Raw genomic sequence first — 19,010 nt, forward strand, 5'->3', positions numbered from 1 at the left:
GTGAACTCCCACGGCGCTGGCGGGTTATCCAGGGAACCGGAACCGGAGGATCGCGTGTTCGAGTGGATCGCAGACATGGTCGAAGGCGGCGGCTACGCCGGCATCGCGCTTCTGATGCTGCTGGAGAACGTCTTTCCGCCCATTCCATCGGAACTCATCATGCCGCTGGCCGGCTTCGTCGCGGCGCGCGGGGATCTCAGCCTGCCGCTGGTGGTTCTGGCGGGCACCATGGGTTCGGTGGCGGGAGCGCTGTTCTGGTACTACGCCGGGCGGTGGCTGGGCAGCGAGCGGCTGAAACGGTTGGCCGCCCGCCATGGCCGCTGGCTGACCGTGGCGCCCGCGCAGGTTGACGAGGCGACGGGCTGGTTCCGCCGGCACAGCGCGGCGTCGGTGCTGATCGGGCGCCTGATCCCGGCGGTGCGCACGCTGATCTCCGTTCCCGCCGGGATCGCCGGGATGGGGCTGGCCCGCTTCCTGGTCTATTCGACCGTCGGGACAGCGCTTTGGTCGCTGGTCCTGGCCGGGGCGGGTTATCTGCTGGAAGGCCAGTACGACAAGGTGTCGGGCTGGATGGACCCGATGGCCAAGCTGGTCATCGCCGCCATCGCCGCCTGGTACGCCTACCGCGTCGCCACCTTCCGTCCGCAGGAGCAGAACTGACGGGGACATCCCCGTCAGTTTTCCCGAAACCGCTCGACCTCATTCCTTCGCATCGTCCTTTGAACCGCGGGTGGGCAGATCCTTGCGCTTCGCGGAGGCCATCTCCCGCAGTTCCTTTTCGCTCATCGATTTGGCCATCTCCTTCGAGGCACCGCGCAGGCCGGATTCCGGCTGCTCCCCACGCTTGGCCGCCAGCGCCGCGCCGGCGGCCATCTGCTGCTTCTTGGATTCCGCTTTGCTCATCATATCCCTCCAGCGGTGATGTGAACGCTCCTTCCACCAACAGGATTGGAGCGGATTCCGCTCTTGCGGGCCTATACCGCAACCTTTGGTGAATCCGCGGCGTCCTGCGTTCCGCCGTGATGGCATGACCTCCATCGGAACCGAATAACCACACATGAGTGTGCGCGAATTCGTTCCATATCCGTAATGCGGCTTTCCCGGTTGTCAGAATCTCTTTTAGTTGTATCATTCGTTGACAATCCCCCTTTTGGACGTATTTTTGGCAGCATAACCCCTTTTTGGGGTGCATATGACGTTTCTGTAAAAGTTCGTCGCGAGTTTTCCCGTCGGATCATTGCAACGCCGAAGGAATTGTGGGGATTTCGATGCCCGACACCACGCCGCACCTCCCCGACAACCGCCTTCATCTGTCCAACGGTTTCGGGCCGGTCCGACTCTGGCCCGATCTTCGTCTGCATGAGGGATTCGAACGGCTTGCCGAGCGGCATCCCACCGCTCCGGCGGTGGTTACTGAGGCCGGCATCCTCGACTGTGCCGGGTTGGACGCGGCGGCCAACGCTCTGGCCCACGCGCTGCTGGCGCTCGGGCTGGTCAGGGAGGAGCCGGTCGGCGTTCTGGCGGAGCGGTCGGGCGATCTGCCGCAGGCCTTTCTGGGGATTCTCAAGGCGGGCGGCGTCTATGTGCCGATGGTCGCCGACCTGCCGCCGGAGCGGCTGGCGAACATGGCGCGGCAAGCGGGGATGCGGCTGCTGATCGCGCTGGATGGGCTGACCCCGCCGGACGCGCTGGCCGATGCCCTGTCCGTCAACGGCGGGACGGAGCGGCCGCAAGCCGTCCTGCGCCCCGAATCCCTGGACGGGGACAGCCTCGCCAAGTCCGCGGAGCGCCCGAACCGGCCCGGTCCGGTGAACGGGCTGGCGGTCATCCTCTTCACCTCCGGTTCCACCGGCCAGCCGAAGGGCGTGCTGATCCAGCACGACGCCTGTGTGAATCTGGCGCTCGGCCACACGGAAGCGCAGGGCGTCGGGCCGGGCGACCGGGTGCTGCTGTCCACCTCCCCCGGCTTCATTCTGGGCTTCCGCGAGCTGTGCCTGCCGCTGCTCTCCGGGGCCGCCTATGTCCCGGCCTCGCGTGCGCTGATCGACGATCCGGCCCGGCTGCTTGACCATATGGCCCGGCTGGGCGTGACCATCGCGCTGTTCACGCCGTCCTACCTGCGGCTTCTGCACGGGGTGGTGCCGGCGGGTCTGCGCATGATCCTGACCGCCGGGGAGCGGCCCAACCCCGACGACGCGCGGCATTACGCCCGCCATCTCGACTATTGGAACATGCATGGCGCCACTGAGGTCTGCGGCACCATCTGCATGCACAAGGTGAGTCCCCGTGGCGACGGCCCGCTGCCCAGCGGGCGACCCTTCACCAACAACGCCGTCCATTTGCTGGACCGCCACGGCAACGAGGTCCCCGACGGCGAAGTCGGGGAGATCCACGTCGTCGGGCGGGGCGTTTCGCGCGGCTACCTGAACCAGCCCGAGCTGTCGGCGGAGAATTTCGTCGAGACGCGCTTCGGGCGCGCCTACCGCACGCACGATCTGGGGCGCTGGAATGAAGACGGCGAGTTGGAGACGCTGGGCCGCGCCGACGACATGGTGAAGGTGTCCGGCCAGTCGGTGTCGCTGGGCGAGATCGAGCGGACGCTGCTGCGCCACCCGCTGGTCAGCCGCGCCGCCGCCCTTCAGCACCAGGGCCGCCTGACCGCCATTGTGGAAAGCACCGATCCGGAGGCGGCGCAGTCGGAAGACTGGCGCGCCTTCCTCGGCCGCAGCCTGCCCGCCTACATGGTGCCGGCGCGGGTCCGCGCCGTGGCGCGGATGCCGATCAGTTCCGCCGGCAAAACCGACCGCCGCGCCCTGCTGGCGCTCGCCGAAGAGGCATTGACCGCCGCGCGCGGCACGGGCGGAACGCCACCGCAAGGCGATCTGGAGCGGGCCATCGCCGCGGTGTGGGAAGAGGTGCTAGACACCCGCCCGGTGATGCGGGACGACCCGTTCTTCGCCATCGGCGGCACCAGCCTGCTCGCCATCGCGGTGGGCCAGCGCCTCCATACGCTCGGCCATCCGGTCACGGTGCCGGTGATCCTGGCCACTCAGACGGTGGAGGCGTTGGCCCGCCGCATTGCGGAACAGACGGACGAGGACACCGCCCTGCCGGACTTGACCGATGGCCCCGCCACCGCCGGACAGGAGGATTTCTGGGTCGCCGCCAAGCTCGGCCTCGCCGCCGCCGGATCGCACGTCGTGCGCGTCCTGTCGGTGCGCGGCCCGGTTCCGGAGGTGGAGCGCTGGCGCGCCGCCTGGGCCGCCCTGCTGGAGCGCCACCCGGCCCTGCGCACCGCCTTCCACGCCGACGCCGACGCCGACGGGCGGGTGCGCTGGCGCACGGTTCCCGTCACCGCCCTGCCGCCCTCCGCCGGCTTTTCCATCGACCGCTGCCACGTCCCGGAGGAGGCGCGGGAACTGATCGCCGGCTACGCCGAGACGCCCTTCGCCCTGACCGAGGCGCCGCTGGCCCGCGCCGGCCTGATGTTTATCGAATCCGGCAACGAGACGCTGTTCTGGTTCGTGCTGCATCATGCCGTGGTGGACGGCCAGTCCGCCCGCACGGTGCAGGAGGATGTCCTGGCCCTGCTGCTGGGCCACCCCCTGCCTCCGGCGCCGCACGGCATCGCGCTGGCCGCGCGGGACGAGGCGCGCCACCTCCGTTCCGACCGGGCGGCGCAGGACCGCGCCTTCTGGCAGGCCAAGCTGGACGCTCTGCCGTTGGAGGCGTTCGAGGAGCTTCCACTCGACCAACCCCGCCCCACCACGCCCGGCGGGCGCTCCGCCCCACCCCTGGCGGAGCGGCTGGACGCCGCGACCACCGCGGCCCTCACCGCCATCGCGAAGGCGCAGGGCGTCGGCCTGCACGGCCTGCTGCTGGCGATCCTGGCGGCGGAAACGCGGCGGCGGCGCGGCGAACGGGCCGACCTGATCCTGGGCACCGGCGTTTCGCTGCGCCCAGCCGGCGCGGGGGAGGCCGTTGGACATTTCGTCAATCTCGTGCCGGTCGTCCTGCCCGGCGCCCCGGCAGCGCTGGGCGGGCAGGTTCGCGCCACGCAGGACGCGCTGACCGAGGCGGTCGGACACGCCGGCCTGCCCGCCAACCTGATCCAGCGTGAATTCCGCCAGCGCCGGCCCGACGCGCTGCCGCCCGCCCGCCCCAACCTCTTTGCGGTGGCTCTGACCGCCAACCCGCCGCGGACCAGCGGCGACCCGGCCAGCGGCCTGTCGCTGTCCCCGCGCCGCCTGCCCGGCGCCCTCGCCCATCCCGCCGCCGGCCTCGACCTCGCTTTCAGCCACGAGCCGGTGACGGCGGAGGACGGCGAAGGGCTGGAACTGGCGCTGTTGTGGAACCCGGACGTCTACACGGAGACCACCGCGCGCTCCTGGCTGGCCGGCTTCGCCGCCTGGGCGCGCTGGCTGGCCGCCGACCCGGTGCGGCAGGAATCGCCGCTGCCCGCGCTGCTCCCGGAAGAGACGGCCCTTCTCGACCGCTGGGAGCACGGCGAGGAGCGCGCACGCCCGGCCCGCCGCGCCCATGAGCTGTTCGAGGAGATCGCCGCCCGCAATCCGGACCGTCCCGCCGTGGTCAGCCGCAGCGGCGTGCAGACCTATGGCGACCTGAACCGGGACGCCGACCGCGTCGCCGCCGCCCTGCGGGGCTGCGGTGTGGCGCGGCAGGAGCCGGTGGCGGTGCTGACCGGCTGCGCGCCGGACCTGCCGGCGGCGGTGCTCGGCGTCTGGAAGGCGGGGGCGGCCTATCTGCCGCTGGCCCTGGACCTGCCGCCAGAGCGCATGGCCTACATGGTCCGCGACGCCGGCGCCCGGTTGCTGATCGCGCTGGACGGCCAGTCCGTCCCGTCCGCCCTGGCCGAGGCCGTGCCGACGCTGATCCGCCCGGAGATCCTGGAAGGCTACGCCGCACCGCCGGCTGTGGCCGGGGCGCCGGACGACCTCGCCTATATCATCTACACCTCCGGCACGACCGGACATCCGAAGGGCGTGGCGGTCCGGCACGCCGGTTTCATCAACGCCGCGCTCGCGACGGGGGAGACGGTCGGCCTGCGGGCGGACGACCGCATGGCGCTGGCGGCGACGCCGGGATTCGACGCCTCGCTGTGGGAACTCGGGCTGGCGCTGCTGCACGGAATGGCTTTGGTTCCCGTGCCGCCGGACCTGCGCGACGACCCCTGGGCGCTGAAGGACGCCTACGCGGCGTTGGGCGTCACCGTGGCTTTCCACGCGCCCTCCTACCTACGGGTCAGCCAGGAGAAGCCGTTCCGCGGCCTGCGCGTCCTGCTGACCGGCGGGGAGGCGCCGAACGCCGACGACGCCCGCCACCACGCCGCCGATCTCGCCTTCTGGAACGCCTACGGCCCCACGGAGGCGAGCATCCTCGCGTCCATGGGCCGCATTCTGCCGAACAGTGGACGCGGCGGGCCGGTGCCCGCCGGGCGCCCGCTGCCCAACACCCGCGTCACGCTGCGCCGTCCGGACGGCACGCCGGTTCCGCCCGGCCTGCCGGGAGAAGTCTGGCTGGGCGGGGTGGGCCTCGCCCGCGGCTACCTCAACAACCCGGAGCTGACCGCCCGCGCCTTTGTCGAGACGGCGGAGGGCCGCTTCTACCGCACCGGCGATCTGGGCCGCTGGACAGCGGATGGACAGCTGGTCCTGTGCGGCCGCGTCGACCATCAGGTGAAGCTGCACGGCCAGCGCGTCGAGCTTGCCGAGATCGAGCAGGACCTGCTGGCCCACCCTGCCGCCGCGCAGGCCGTCGTCCTGGTGGACGCCGCCGCGGAGGGCACCAAGGCCCTGCGCGCCTTCGTCCGCGCCAAGGACGGCGCCACCCTGCCCGACGAGGAGGCGTGGCGCGCCTTCCTGGCGGACCGCCTGCCCGCCTTCATGGTGCCGGCCAATGTGACGGCGGTGGACAGCGTCCCCCTGACACCCGCGGGCAAAATCGACCGGGACGCCCTGCTCCGCCTCGCCCACGCCCATGGCGATGCCACCACGGTGGAGCGGCAGGGGCCGCGGGACGGGCTCGAACGCCGCATCGCCGCCCTGTGGGGCGGCCTGTTGGGCGAGGAGGTCGCACGCACCGACAATTTCTTCGCGCTCGGCGGCAACAGCCTGCTGGCGGTGACCATCGCGCACCGGCTGTCCCAGGACCTGGGCGTGACCGTTCCGGCGCGCGCCCTGTTCGCCGCACCGACCCTGGCCGGCTTCGCCCGCAAGGTGGCGGAGTTGCGCGATGCGGAAGCGCCCCAGGCCGACGCGGATGACTCCGACCTCGCCACCGAAGGCGAACGGGAGTTCCGGGTGGCCGAAGCGGCGGGGCTGGACACGCGCCCCTTCATCATCCCGGTGATCCGCACCGTGGAGGGGGAAGTCCCGGACCCGGCCCGCTGGTCGGACGCCTGGAGGGCGCTCGCCGAGCGGCACGAGGCGCTGCGCACGACCTTCGCTGAGGACGCCGAAGGGCGGTTGCGACGCTGCATCGCCCCCACCGTCGGCGCCACTCCGGAGCTGTGCGATCAACCCGACCGCGCCGCGGCGCTGGCCCACATCCGCACCCGCCAGGCCCAACCATTCGCCATGGCGACCGCGCCGCTGTGGCGCGCCGGGCTGGTAACGCTGGCGGACGGAGGTGCTCCGCTGTTCTGGATGGCGATGCATCATTCCATCGGCGACGGGCGCTCGGTCGGCATCCTGTTGGATGAGTTGACCGCCCTTCTAGCCGGCAACCGGTTGCCGCCCCTGTCCGCCCGCTACGCCGCCATGGCCGCCCGCGAGCGTCGTTATCTGGACAGCCCGGACCGAGCGGCGGACGAGGCCCATTGGCGGGAACACCTGTCCGCCCTGCCCGCCGAGGCGTTCGACGACTGGCCGCTCGACACGCCGCGCGCCGCCGGGGCCACACCGGGCAGCCACCGCTTCGAGCTGCGTTTGGACCCGGCCACCGCCGCCGGGTTGAAGACCGTCGCCCGTCGGCACGAGGCCAGCCTGCACGCCGTCTTCCTGACCCTGCTGGCGCGGGAGGTGCGGCGGCGCACCGGGCGCGGCGACTTCACCATCGGCACCACCGGCGACATTCGGGAAACCGCCGAGGACGCGCGGGTTGTCGGCTATGGCGTGACCATGCTGCCGCTGGCTTTCCGGCCCGCTGCCGGGCTGCCTTTCGCAGCGGAGTTGCGCGCCACCCAGGCAGCCCTGGCCAACGCGCTCCAGCACGCCCGCCTGCCCTTCGCGCGGATCTGCCACGGCTTCTGGGCGGATCGCCCGCAGCAGCGCGACCCGGCCCGCTACCCGCTGTTCGACATCGCGGTGACGGAAAACCCGCAAGCCGGCCCCGCCCCCGGCCCGCTGCGCCTCGTCCGCCCCGATGGCGACGGGCTGGCCTATGAACGCACCGACCATTCGCCGGGTCAGGACATGGTGCTGATCCACGAAGGGCTGGCCGACGGCGGGCTGCTGCTGCAATGGCACGTCAACGCCGCGCTCTACGCCAAGGACACGGCGGAGCGCTGGTTCGACGCGCTGGCCGGCTGGGCGCGCTGGCTGGGGGGCGATGCCGCCCGCGCCGAGGCGACGCCGCCCTCCCTGCTGCCGGAGGAGGAGACGACGCTCGCGGCGTGGGAGCACGGCCCGGCGGCGGAACGCCCGGCGCTGCCCTTCCACGCGCTGTTCGAGCGGCTGATCGACCGGCCCGGCACCGGCCAGGGCGGACGCCCGGCGGTCATCACCACCGACCGCGTGTTGACCTACCGCGCCGTGGAGGCCGACGCCAACGCCATCGCCCACGCCCTGCGGGAGCGCAGGGTGGAGCGGGGCACTGTGGTCGCCGTCCTGACCGGCCGCTCTCCCAACCTGCCCGCCGCGCTTCTGGGCGTGTGGAAGACGGGAGCGGTCTATCTGCCGCTCGCCGCCGATCTGCCGGCGGAACGGCTGGCCTTCATCGTCGGAGACGCCGGAGCGGCACTGCTGCTGGCGCTGGACGGAGTGGCTGTGCCCGACGCGCTGTCCGCCCTGCCGCTTCTGCGTCCGGAGGACCTTTCCGCCGATTTCCGCACGTCACAAGCCCTCCGTCCACAGGCTACGACCGGACCGGAGGACACCGCCTATATCCTCTACACCTCCGGCTCCACCGGCCGGCCCAAGGGCACGCCGGTCAGCCACGGCGCCTACGTGAACATGGTGCTGGGAGCCGTCGAGACCTTCGGCCTGACCGCCGACGACCGGACGCTGATGTTCGCCTCGCCCTCTTTCGACGTGTCGCTGTCGGACATCGGCGTGCCGCTGGCCGCCGGGGCGGCGCTCTGCGCCGTTCCCTACGAGGTGCTGAGCGCGCCGGCGCGCCTGATCGCCTTCCTGGAGGAGCAGCGGGTGACCGTCGCCGACCTCACCCCGACCTATCTGCGCCTGTTCGACGGGGCGGAACTGCCGTCGCTGCGCATCCTGGTGACCGGCGGCGAGGGGCCCCTTGCGGCGGATGTGCGCGCCTATGCCGGGCGGCTGCGCTACTACAACGCCTACGGCCCGACCGAGAACACCATCACCAGCGCCATGGGGCTGCTCGGCACGGAGGATCGGGGATTCCTGCCCGTCGGCCGACCGCTGCCCAACACGTCGGTCCACATCCGCGACGCGGCGGGCCGGCCGGTGCCGCCGGGGGCGGTGGGGGAGATCTGGCTGGGCGGCGCCAACCTCGCCCGCGGCTATCGGAACCGCCCGGAGCAGGAGGCGGTGGCCTTCATCGGGACGGGACGCGGACGGCTCTACCGCTCCGGCGACCTCGGACGCTGGCGCACCGACGGCGAGTTGGAGGTGCTGGGCCGCATCGACGATCAGGTGAAGCTGAACGGCATCCGCATCGAACTCGGCGAGATCGAACAGGCGCTGGGCGCCCACCCCGACATCGCGCAAGCCGTGGCCCTGGTGCAGGGCAAGGCCGGCGCCGCGCAGAGCCTGTGGGCGTTCGTCCGCCCCATCCCCGGCAAGCCGGTCCCGGCCGAGGAGTCCTGGCGCGGCTGGCTGGCCGAACGGCTGCCCGCCGTGATGATCCCGGCGGGGGTGATCGCGGTGGAGACGGTGCCGGTCACGGCGTCCGGCAAGGTGGACCGCGTGGCGCTGCAAGAGCTGATCGCCGGTCACACCCCGCAGGGTGCGCAGATCGCACCGCAGGGCCGGCTTGAGGAAACCCTCGCCCGCGTCTGGGCGGAGCGGCTGGGCCGCGGCCCGGTCTGGCGCGACGACAATTTCTTCGCGCTCGGCGGCCACAGCCTGCTCGCCATCGCCGTCGCCCACGCGCTGGAGACGGAGCTGGGGCGCCCGGTCTCCGCCCGCGACCTGTTCACCGAACCGACCCTGCGCGGCTTCGCCGCCCGCCTCGCCGCCGCCGCTCCCTTGGACGCGCCGTCCGACGCCGAATCCGACCGCGCGACGGAGGGCCAGCGGGAGTTCTGGGTGGCCGAGCAGGCGGGGCTGGACATTCGCGGCTTCAACATTCCCCTGACATTGGCGGTGGAGGGCGACACCCCGGCCGACGACCACTGGCGGGACGCCTGGTCCGCCCTGACCGAGCGGCACGAGGCCCTGCGCACCGGCTTCCACGAGGATGAAGGCGGCACGCTCCGCCGTGTCGTCCAGACCACGACCGCCACTCTTGAGATTGGGACGGCCTCCGACCGCGCCGCCGCTCTGGACCTCATCCGGGCCTGCCAGACGGCGCCCTTCGCCATGGCCGCTCCGCCGCTGTGGCGGGCCGGACTGGTGAGGGTGGCCGACGGCGGCGGCGACCTGTTCTGGCTGGCCCTGCACCATTCCATTGGCGACGGCCTGTCGCTCGGCCTGCTGGCGAACGACCTCGCAGCACGGCTGCGCGGGGAGTCCCTGCCCGACCGCGCGCCCGGCTTCGGCCGCTCCGCCGCGCGGGAGGAGGCCTATCTGGCCGGCGAGACTGCCCGCCAGGATGCCGAGCATTGGCACAGCCTGCTCGCCGGAATCGACCCCGCCGCTTTCGAAGAATGGCCGCTTGATAATCCCCGTCCGCCGGTGCGCAGCGCGGAGACGGCCAAGGGAAGCCATTGCCACCGCGTCCGCCTCGCCCCGGACGTGGCGGAGGCGTTGCGCGCCCTCGCCCGGCGCACCGGCGCCAGTCTGCACGCCCTGATGATGACCCTGATGGCGCGCGAGGTGCGGCGCCGCACCGGCCGGGCGGCGTTCCTGATGGGCACCGCCGCCTCCACCCGCGAAACGGCGGAGGAGGCCGGCGTCGTCGGCTACTTCATCAACATGCTGCCGGTGCCCTTCCGGGTCGACCGGGGTGAGTCGCCGGAGCAGGCGGTCAAGGCCACGCAACACCGTCTGGCGGAAGCGCTGCGCCATGGTCGTCAGCCTTTCGCACGCATCCACCAGGAGTTCCGCCGCAGCAACCCGCAGGCACAACACCCGGCCCGCTACCCGCTGTTCGATCTGGCGGTGACGGAAAATCCGGCCATGGCCGCCCCGCGGGGCGACGGGTTTCGCTTCGCGGCCATCGACGCCCTCGACGGAAACGGCATCCAGTACGAGCTGCGCCACAGCGCTCCCGCCCAGGACCTCGTCCTGGTGCATGAGGGGCAGGCGGACGGCGGGCTGGTTCTCCAGCTCTACGCCAACGCCGCCCTCTACGAGCGGGAGACCGCCCACGATTGGACCGCGGCGCTGGCCGGCTGGGCGCGGCGGCTGGCCGATCCGCAGCGGGTGCCGGGCGACGCGCTGCCTACCCTGCTGCCGGACGAGGAGACGCGGCTCGCCGCGTGGGAGCACGGCCCGGCGATGCCGCACCCGGTTCCCTGCTTCCACCACCGGTTCGCCGCGCTGGCACGCACACAGCCGGACCGGCCCGCCCTCATCACCGACGATGGAGAAACGAGCTACGCAACGATGAACGCCCGCGCCAACGCGCTGGCCCACGCGCTGCTGGCGCAAGGCTTGCGGACCGGCGACGCGGTCGGCGTCCTGACGGAACGCTCGCCCGCCCTGCCCGAAGCGGTCCTGGCGATCTGGAAGGCCGGGGCCGCCTATCTGCCGCTGACCCGCGACCTGCCGGCCGACCGGCTGGCCTTCATCGCCCGCGACGCCGCCATCCGCGTCGTCGTGGCGCTGGACGGCCACCCTCTGCCCGACGCGCTGGCGCAGGCCGGATATGCGGTTCTCCGCCCGGAATCCCTGACCGAGGAGTTCCGCACCGCCCATTCCCATGAACCGGAGGCCGGGGAGCGCAGCGGCCCCGGCGATCCCGCCTACATCATCCACACCTCGGGGTCCACCGGGGTGCCGAAGGGGGTGGTGCTGCATCATGGCGGGCTGCTGAACCTCGGCCTGTCGATGGCGCGGATGATGGGCGTCCAGCCGGACGAACGGACGCTCCTCAGCTCCTCTCCCTCCTTCGACGCCTGGATCTCCGATTCCGTGATGACCTGGGCGACCGGCGGCGCCCTCGTCCCCATCCGCCGCGCCGAGATGGACGACACCGCCGGGCTGCGCGCCAAGATGGAGAGGCTGGGCGTCACCTCCGCCACCCTGCCGCCCTCCTATCTGCGGCTGTTCGAACAGGCGGACCTCCCGACCCTGCGCATCCTGATGACAGTGGGCGAGCCGCCCAACGCCGCCGACGCCCTGCACTACGCGGCCCGGCTGCGCTACATCAACGGTTATGGCCCGACCGAGAACACCGCCGCGGCCAGCATCGGCATCCTGTCCCCGGACTCGCCGTGGATGAGCGCCGGGCGCCCGCTGCCCAACACCGCCATCCACATCCTGGACGAGGACGGGGAGCCGGTTCCCCCCGGCGCCGTCGGCCATGTCTGGCTGAGCGGAATGGGGCTGGCCATCGGCTACCTGAACCGGCCCGACCTGACCGCCGCCGCCTTCGTGGAGACGCCGAAGGGCCGCCGCTACCGCACCGGCGACCTCGGCCGTTGGCTGCCCAACGGGGAGCTTCTGGTCCTCGGCCGGTCCGACAGCCAGGTGAAGCTGCGCGGCCAGCGTGTGGAACTGGGCGAGATCGAGCACCGGCTGGAGGCCCATCCCGGCGTGCAGCAGGCGGTGGCCCTGGTGGACACGCCGCCGGGCGGCACCCAGTCGCTGTGGGCCTTCGTCAGCCTCGCCCCGGACGCCGCAGAGCCGACGCAGGCCGCCTGGGCCGCCCACACGGCGGCGGCGCTGCCCGCCTACATGGTGCCGGCGGCGGTGATCCGAGTGCCGGCGATCCCGGTGACGGTGGCCGGCAAGGTGGACCGCAAGGCCCTGCTGCAAGCGCTGGCCGAACATGCCCCATCCGACGGGGCCGCCGCCGGCGCCTACACCCCGCCGCGCAACGCGGTGGAGCAGCGGGTGGCCGAACTGTGGGCCGAGCAACTCCAGCGGCCCGTTCCGGGGCGGGAGGCCGGCTTCTTCGAGTTGGGCGGCGACAGCCTGCGGGCGATCGCCGTGGTCAACCGGCTGCGCCGTGAATTCGCCTGCAAGATCAACGACCTCTATGAAGCCCCGGTGCTGGCGGACTTCGCACTGCGCCTGCGGCCCCAGCCGGACCATCTGCACCGCGTCCTCGCGTCCGTCCGATCCCATTGGCGGGACTATCAGGCGACCCTGCCCGCCTTCGACGCCGCCCGCGACCGGGCGTTGGCCGAGCAGCAGCGAGCCTACGAGGTGCGCAACGCGGCCTACGACGCCTTCGACGGGACGGAGCGGCGCGACTATGGTGAGGTGCTGCTGACCGGCGCCACCGGCTATCTCGGCGCCTATCTGTTGCGGGAGCTTCTGTCCGATCCGACACGGCGGGTCACCGCCCTGGTCCGCGGGGGCGACGACGGGGCCGCGCGCGCCCGGCTGGGCCGCGTGCTGGCTGGCTATTTCGGGGCGGCGGGCGGGGCCGCGCTGATCGGCGATCCGCGCCTGACCGTGCGGGCCGGGGACCTGCGCCGCGACGGGCTGGGCCTCACCCCCGCCACCCACAGCGCGCTGGCGGAGGGGGTGCGGGCGGTCTTCCACTGCGCCGCCAACGTCAACCATTTCGGACATTACGCGGAGTTCCACGCCGACAACGTCGAGGCGACCCGCCGGCTCCTCGGCCTCGCCGCCGCGCGGCGCGGCGACCCGGCGGACTTCCACCTGATCTCCACCCTGTCGGTCACCGGCAAGGCGCCGGAGGACGGCTTCAAACTCTTCACCGAATACGACGCGGTGCCGGAGACGCTGGACGAGAACTACTACGTCCGCAGCAAGCAGGAGGCGGAGCGGCTGGTCACGGCGGCGCGCGGCGACCTACGCAACGCCAGCATCCACCGCGTCGGCAACGTCGTCTTCGCGGCGGAGGGCGGGCCCTTGCAGCTGAACCTGCGGGACAACGCCTTCTTCCGGCAACTGGCCGCCTTCGTGCGGCTGGGGGTGGTGCCCGACGATTCGCACGTCTGGCTGTGCCACGTCGATCGCGTGGCCCGCGCCGTGGCGTTGCTGGCCGGTGCCGCTGGCCTCGCCAACGAGACGCATCACGTGGAGAACCACCGCCGCGACACGCTGGCCGACTTCGTCACCTCGGCGGCGGGCATGGCGGGCGCTGTGAGGGCGGTCGGCTTCGACGCGTTGCTCGACCGGCTGGAGCGCGCCATCGGCGAACCCGACATGGACGGCGCGCTGGCCCAGACGCTGGAGGGCTTCGGGCTCTACGGCGGGTGTTCCCCCCAGGCGCGCGGCCGGCGGCAGGAGCTGACCTCCGAACGCACGCAGGGGCTGCTCGGCCGCATGGGCTTCGGCTGGCCGCCGGTTCCCCGCGCCGGGCAAGCCGAGATGCTGCGCGCCGCCGCGGACCTCTTCACCCGATGACCGCCTCCGGAGCCACCATGCTCACCCATGTCCACGACCTCGGCTTCCGCACCGGGGAGTTCACCGTCGAGCCGCTGGCCGACGCCGAGACGGCGCGCGTGCTGGCCATCCTGGCCGCCCGCCACGGGGCGGAGACCGACGCCGCCGCCCTCGTCCCGGACGGGCGTGAGGCCGAGCTGCGCGGCGAACTGGCGGAGGCCGCGCCCGGCCTGTCCGCCCTGGCCACGGCGATCCGCGACCGGCTGGAGACCAGCCACAGCGGCGTGCTGATCCGCCGCGCCCATCTCGGCCGCCACGATCTCGACACCCGGCGCCGCCTGCTCTACGCGCTGGCCGTCGGCATCGGCGCGCCGACCGCGACCGACCGGATCGACCGCAAGGTGGTGTGGGACATCAAGCTCCGCCCCGAACTGGTCCGCAGCGGCGCCGCCTCCACCTTCTCCGAGCACGCCGACGAGGCCGATTTCCACACCGACACCCAGTATTTCCCGACCCCTGAACGCTACATGCTGCTCTATTTCGCCCGGGCGGCGGCCTGCGGCGGCGGGCGTTCCAGCCTGCGCGACGCCCGCTGCGTCCGCGCGGCCCTGGCCGGCAGCGACGAGGGGCGCTGGGCGCTGGACCTGCTGTCGCGGACGGCGCTGCCCTTCCGCATCCCTGCCACCTTCACCCGCACCGGATCGCGGGACGCGGTGGAGGTGACCTTCGCCACCGTCTTCGGCGACCGCCCGCTCATCCGCTTCCGCACCGACACGCTGCGCCGCGGCCTCGCCGCCCGACCGGAGCACGACACGCCGGAGGTCCGCCGCGCGCTCGCCATCCTCCAGGCGGAGCTGGACAACCCGGCGCGGCGGCTGGAGACCTTCCTGGAGTCCGACAGCCTGCTGGCGATGAACAACCACGAGGCGCTCCACGGGCGCGGCGCCTTCGCCGACCCGGACCGTCACGCGTTGCGCATCCGCATCGACGACGGCGCTCCGCAGGATGGCGCCCCGCAGGATATCGGCCCGCAGGATCACGCGCGATGAACCTCCTCCGCCTGCTGGGACGGCTGGGACCGGCGCCGCTGCGCCGGCTGGTTCTCTACGCCCTGGGGTCGGCCCTCTTCTCCACGCTGGTGCTGGCATTGGTCAACCGCGGGGCGGAAGAGATCGCCGCGGAGAAGGCCGACTTCGTCAACGTCCCGCTGGCCGCCACCTTCGTCGTCAGCGTCCTCCTCTACATGCTCCTGGAAGGCCGCATGGTCGCCCACCTGTCGGCCGACGCGGAGGAGGTGGTGGACAGCCTGCGCATGCGGCTGCTCGACCAGATCCGCCGCGCCGACCTGTGGAAGCTGGAACGCTTCGGCCAGACCCCGCTGTTCGAAAGCGTGACGCAGAGCAGCCAGCTCATCTCGCAGAACTCCCAGTTCCTGGCGCTGACGGTGCGCTCGGTCCTGCTGACCGGGACGATCCTGCTCTACATCGCCACAATCTCGCCGGTCGCCTTTCTGCTGATCGGCGGGCTGCTGGGCGCCGGGACATGGTTCTACATCCGGCTGGGTCGCGCGCTGGAGGAACGGCAGCGCGCCATGATGGCTGAGGAGGCCGCCCTGTTCGAAGGCGTGTCGGACCTGTTCGACGGCTTCAAGGAACAGCGGCTGAACAGCGCCCGCAGCCGTGACCTGAACGCCGCCTTCGGCACCGTGTCCGGCCGCACCACCACGGCCCGCGGCGCGGTGCATCTGCACACCTGGCAGCAGTTCGTGTTCGGCGAATGCGCCTTCAACCTGATGCTGGGCGTGGTCGTCTTCGTCGTGCCATCCTACTCCAGCGCCATCTCGGCGGAACTGGTGAAGATCACCGCCGCCATCTTCTTCATGTCGGCCCCGGTCTTCGGGCTGATGCAGTCGCTGGCGGTGATGAGCGCCGCGGAGGCCGCCGCCGGGCGCATGATGGTCCTGGAAGGCCAGCTTTCGGAGTTGGCGGAAGCCGGGAGCGACGGCCCCGCCCTGCCGGTGCCGGTGAATTTCGCCGAAGTGCGGATGGAGGGGGTTGAGTTCGCCTTCCCCGCCCCGCCGGGCGAAGCGCCCTTCGCGGTCGGTCCCTTCGACCTGACCATCCGGCGTGGCGAGGTGATCTTCATCACCGGCGGCAACGGATCGGGAAAATCGACCTTCATCAAGCTGCTGACCGGCCTCTACCACCCGCTGCGCGGGCGGATCACGGTGGACGGGGTGCCGGTCGGGCCGCAGCGCATCGCCGCCTACCGCGAGCTGATGGCGACCGTCTTCGCCGACTTCCACCTGTTCGCCCGCCTCTACGGCCAGGACACCATCAACCCCGTGCAGGCCGCCGAGCTGATGCGCTGGATGGAGATGGAGCGGGTCACCGCTCTGGACGGCGACCGCTTCGGGCGGCGCGACCTGTCCGCCGGGCAGCGCAAGCGGCTGGGCCTCGTTGCCGCGATCCTGGAGAAGGCGCCGATCCTGATCCTCGACGAATGGGCCGCCGACCAGGACCCGCATTTCCGCTTCAAGTTCTACCGGGAGGTCGTGCCGGAGTTGAAGCGGCGCGGCCTGACCATCGTGGCGGTGACCCATGACGACCATTACTTCGACGTCGCCGACCGCCGCCTGCACATGGAGGAAGGCCGCCTGACCGAACTTGCCCATAGGACGGAGGGCGTGGCATGAGACTGGCCGCCATCGTCCTGCGCGAGCTTCCGGAGAATCTGCGCACGCTCGCCCTGATGAACGTCCTGTCGGCGATCGCGACCGCGGCGCTGCTCTGGCTGGTCGACGCCGCCGCCAAGGACGCGGCCAAGGGCATCGTCAGCCCGCGGCTTCTGGTGATGTACGCGGTCACCGTGACGCTGTTCGGGGTGACCCACAATTACGCGCTGGTCACCGCGTCCCAGGACGCCGAGCGGCTGATCCACAAGATCCGGCTGCGCCTGTTCGATCTGGTGCGCCGCGCCGACCTCGTGACCGTGGACCGCATCGGGCGGGCGTCGCTGCACGGCGTGCTGACCCAGGACACCCAGACGCTGGCCCAGACCCTGCCGCTTCTGGCGATCGGCGGGCAGCAGGCGGTGATGCTGGTCTTCCTGGCGGTCTATCTGGCCTGGCTGTCGCCGCTGGCCTGCGTGATGGCCTTCGCCTTCGCCGGGATCGCCGTGGCGGTGAAGGTCGCGCGGGTGCAGCGCCTGCGCCGCAGCATGGTGGAGGCGGCAGCGGCGGAATCGCGCGTCTTCGACGGCCTGACCGACCTGCTGCGCGGCTTCAAAGAGGTGCGGATGAACCGCCGCCGCGGCGACGGGCTGATCCGCGACCTCGCCGACGCCTCGTCCCGGGCGCGCGCGGTGAATGTGGACATGAAGGAGCGGTGGGGACGCAACTTCGCGCTCGTCGAGGCGATGTTCTACACGCTGATCGGCATGATGGTCTTCGTCGTGCCGCTGTTCACCACCGGCTATCACGCGGTGGTGGTGGCGGCGACCACGGCGGCTCTGTTCATCGTCGGGCCGGTCAGCACCGTGTCCTTCGTCACACCGCTGGTCGCCCAGACCGAGATGGCCCTGTCCAACATCGAGGCGATGGAGGAGCGGCTGCGCACCGCCGCCGGCAGCGCCCCGGACGAAGGGGCGGAGCGGCTGCCCGGCCCGCCCGCCAGCATCGCGCTCAAGGATGCCAGCTTCGCCTATCACGACGGCGAGGGCGCGCCGGTCTTCGCGATCGGGCCGCTGTCGGCGGAATTCCGGGCGGGAGAGATCACCTTCGTCACCGGCGGCAACGGCTCCGGCAAATCCACCATGCTGCGCCTGCTGACCGGGCTGATGCCGTTGAGCGGCGGCCGGCTGCTCGCCGACGGGGAGCCGGTGCCGGCGGAACGGATGCAGAGCTACCGCGATACGATCTCGGCCATCTTCTCCGACTATCACCTGTCGCGCCGCCTCTACGGCGTGGCCGACCCCGATCCGGCGCGTGTCCGCGCCCTGCTGGAGCGGCTGGAGATGCAGGACAAGGTGACGGTCGCCGACGGCGGCTTCAGCACCGTCGCCCTGTCCACCGGCCAGCGCAAGCGCCTCGCCCTCGTCGTCGCCCAGCTGGAGGACAAGCCGGTCATCGTGCTGGACGAATGGGCCGCCGACCAGGACCCGCATTTCCGCCGCGTCTTCTACGAGGAGCTGCTGCCGGAGCTGAAGGCGTTGGGCAAGATCGTGATCTGCGTGACCCACGACGAGCGCTGGTTCGGCCTCGCCGACCGCGTCTATCACATGAACGAGGGGCGCATCGAGGAAGGCCACGGCCACCCTCACCTGTTCGCACTGGAGACGGCGTGATGGCCCCGCCCCCGTCCCCCTGGCTGCAAGGTTTCCGAGCGGTCTCGGCGCCGCACCGCACCCTGGTCTGCTTCCCCTACGCCGGGGCCGGCGCCGCCATCTTCCGGGACTGGGCGTCGGACGTCGGGCCGGACACGGACCTGCTGGCCGTGCGCCTGCCGGGACGGGAGACCCGCATCGGCGAGCCGCCGCTGCACCGTGTGGAGGAGACCATACCCGCCCTCCTGGCGGCGCTGGAGCCGCTGGGCGAACGGCCGCTGATCCTGTTCGGCCACTCGATGGGCGCGGCGCTGGCCTACGCCACCGCCCGTGCGCTGACGGCGCATGGTCGCCCGCCCGCCCTGCTGGCGGTGTCGGGGCGCCGGGCGCCCCACCTTCCGTCGCGGCGGCCACCCGTCGATGGCCTGGACGATGCGGCCTTCCGCGCCCGCCTCGCCGCGCTGGGCGGCACCCCGCCCGAGGTGCTGGCCTGCGACGACCTGATGGAACTGATGCTGCCCATGCTGCGGGCCGACTTCGCCATGTCCGATGGGTTCCTCGAACCTGATCCGCCGCCGCTTCCGATGCCGATCCTGGCCTTCGCCGGGGCGGAGGACACCGAGGCCACGGTGATGGAGGTTGCCGGGTGGGAGCGGCTTGCCGGGGCGGGCTTCAGCCTGCGCACGCTTCCCGGCGGCCATTTCTTCCTGCACAAGCAGCGCGCGATGATTGTCAGGCACCTGATGGAGGAAAATTTATGAAACACCAACTAAGCGTTGAGATTCTTTTTGATGGCAAATCCTTTGACGAAGACAACCGCATTCGTTAGCCCATATGACGGTG

The 19,010-nt window shown here is 71.8% G+C and carries 7 protein-coding genes; 6 read left to right on the forward strand and 1 reads right to left on the reverse strand.

What is annotated here, in order from left to right; genetic code table 11:
- Positions 1-54: 54 nt before the first annotated feature.
- Positions 55-660, forward strand: coding sequence for a DedA family protein (locus DS837_RS05505; RefSeq protein ID WP_149163800.1), 606 nt, complete (start codon positions 55-57; stop codon positions 658-660).
- Between the two features lie 39 nt (positions 661-699).
- Here the strand turns inward: DS837_RS05505 and DS837_RS05510 are convergent, their stop codons facing one another.
- Positions 700-906, reverse strand: a complete 207-nt coding sequence (locus DS837_RS05510; protein WP_345772110.1) for a DUF3008 family protein — start codon at positions 904-906, stop codon at positions 700-702.
- 362 nt (positions 907-1,268) lie between these two features.
- Here DS837_RS05510 and DS837_RS05515 point away from each other — a divergent pair, with 362 nt between their 5' ends.
- Genes DS837_RS05515 through DS837_RS05535 form a run of 5 tightly spaced genes read left to right on the forward strand, consistent with a single transcriptional unit; the run spans position 1,269 to position 18,928 of the window.
- On the forward strand, positions 1,269-13,865 hold the full coding sequence (locus tag DS837_RS05515) for a non-ribosomal peptide synthetase (RefSeq protein WP_149163801.1): 12,597 nt from the start codon (positions 1,269-1,271) through the stop codon (positions 13,863-13,865).
- Entirely contained in the window at positions 13,862-14,893 is a 1,032-nt protein-coding gene (locus DS837_RS05520) for a TauD/TfdA family dioxygenase (RefSeq protein WP_149163802.1), read from the forward strand. Before DS837_RS05515 ends, DS837_RS05520 begins: the two co-directional genes overlap by 4 nt.
- A complete protein-coding gene (locus tag DS837_RS05525; RefSeq protein WP_149163803.1) occupies positions 14,890-16,539 on the forward strand; it encodes an ATP-binding cassette domain-containing protein in 1,650 nt (549 codons plus the stop codon). Before DS837_RS05520 ends, DS837_RS05525 begins: the two co-directional genes overlap by 4 nt.
- Complete coding sequence (locus DS837_RS05530; RefSeq protein ID WP_149163804.1) at positions 16,536-18,188, forward strand: cyclic peptide export ABC transporter; 1,653 nt, start codon at positions 16,536-16,538, stop codon at positions 18,186-18,188. Before DS837_RS05525 ends, DS837_RS05530 begins: the two co-directional genes overlap by 4 nt.
- Positions 18,188-18,928 carry a thioesterase II family protein gene (locus DS837_RS05535; RefSeq protein WP_149163805.1) on the forward strand — a complete coding sequence of 247 codons (741 nt, stop codon included), beginning with the start codon at positions 18,188-18,190 and terminating at the stop codon, positions 18,926-18,928. Before DS837_RS05530 ends, DS837_RS05535 begins: the two co-directional genes overlap by 1 nt.
- The last annotated feature ends 82 nt before the right edge of the window (positions 18,929-19,010 follow it).

It is taken from the genome of Azospirillum brasilense, from assembly GCF_008365405.1.
Lineage (GTDB): Bacteria > Pseudomonadota > Alphaproteobacteria > Azospirillales > Azospirillaceae > Azospirillum > Azospirillum brasilense_D.

What these genes read in the sequence shown, in the direction of transcription:
- DS837_RS05515 (WP_149163801.1), top strand. Translation starts at nt 1,269, where the DNA reads ATGCCCGACACCACGCCGCACCTCCCCGACAACCGCCTTCATCTGTCC.
- DS837_RS05535 (WP_149163805.1), top strand. Translation starts at nt 18,188, where the DNA reads ATGGCCCCGCCCCCGTCCCCCTGGCTGCAAGGTTTCCGAGCGGTCTCG.
- DS837_RS05510 (WP_345772110.1), bottom strand. Translation starts at nt 906, where the DNA reads ATGATGAGCAAAGCGGAATCCAAGAAGCAGCAGATGGCCGCCGGCGCG.
- DS837_RS05520 (WP_149163802.1), top strand. Translation starts at nt 13,862, where the DNA reads ATGACCGCCTCCGGAGCCACCATGCTCACCCATGTCCACGACCTCGGC.
- DS837_RS05525 (WP_149163803.1), top strand. Translation starts at nt 14,890, where the DNA reads ATGAACCTCCTCCGCCTGCTGGGACGGCTGGGACCGGCGCCGCTGCGC.
- DS837_RS05530 (WP_149163804.1), top strand. Translation starts at nt 16,536, where the DNA reads ATGAGACTGGCCGCCATCGTCCTGCGCGAGCTTCCGGAGAATCTGCGC.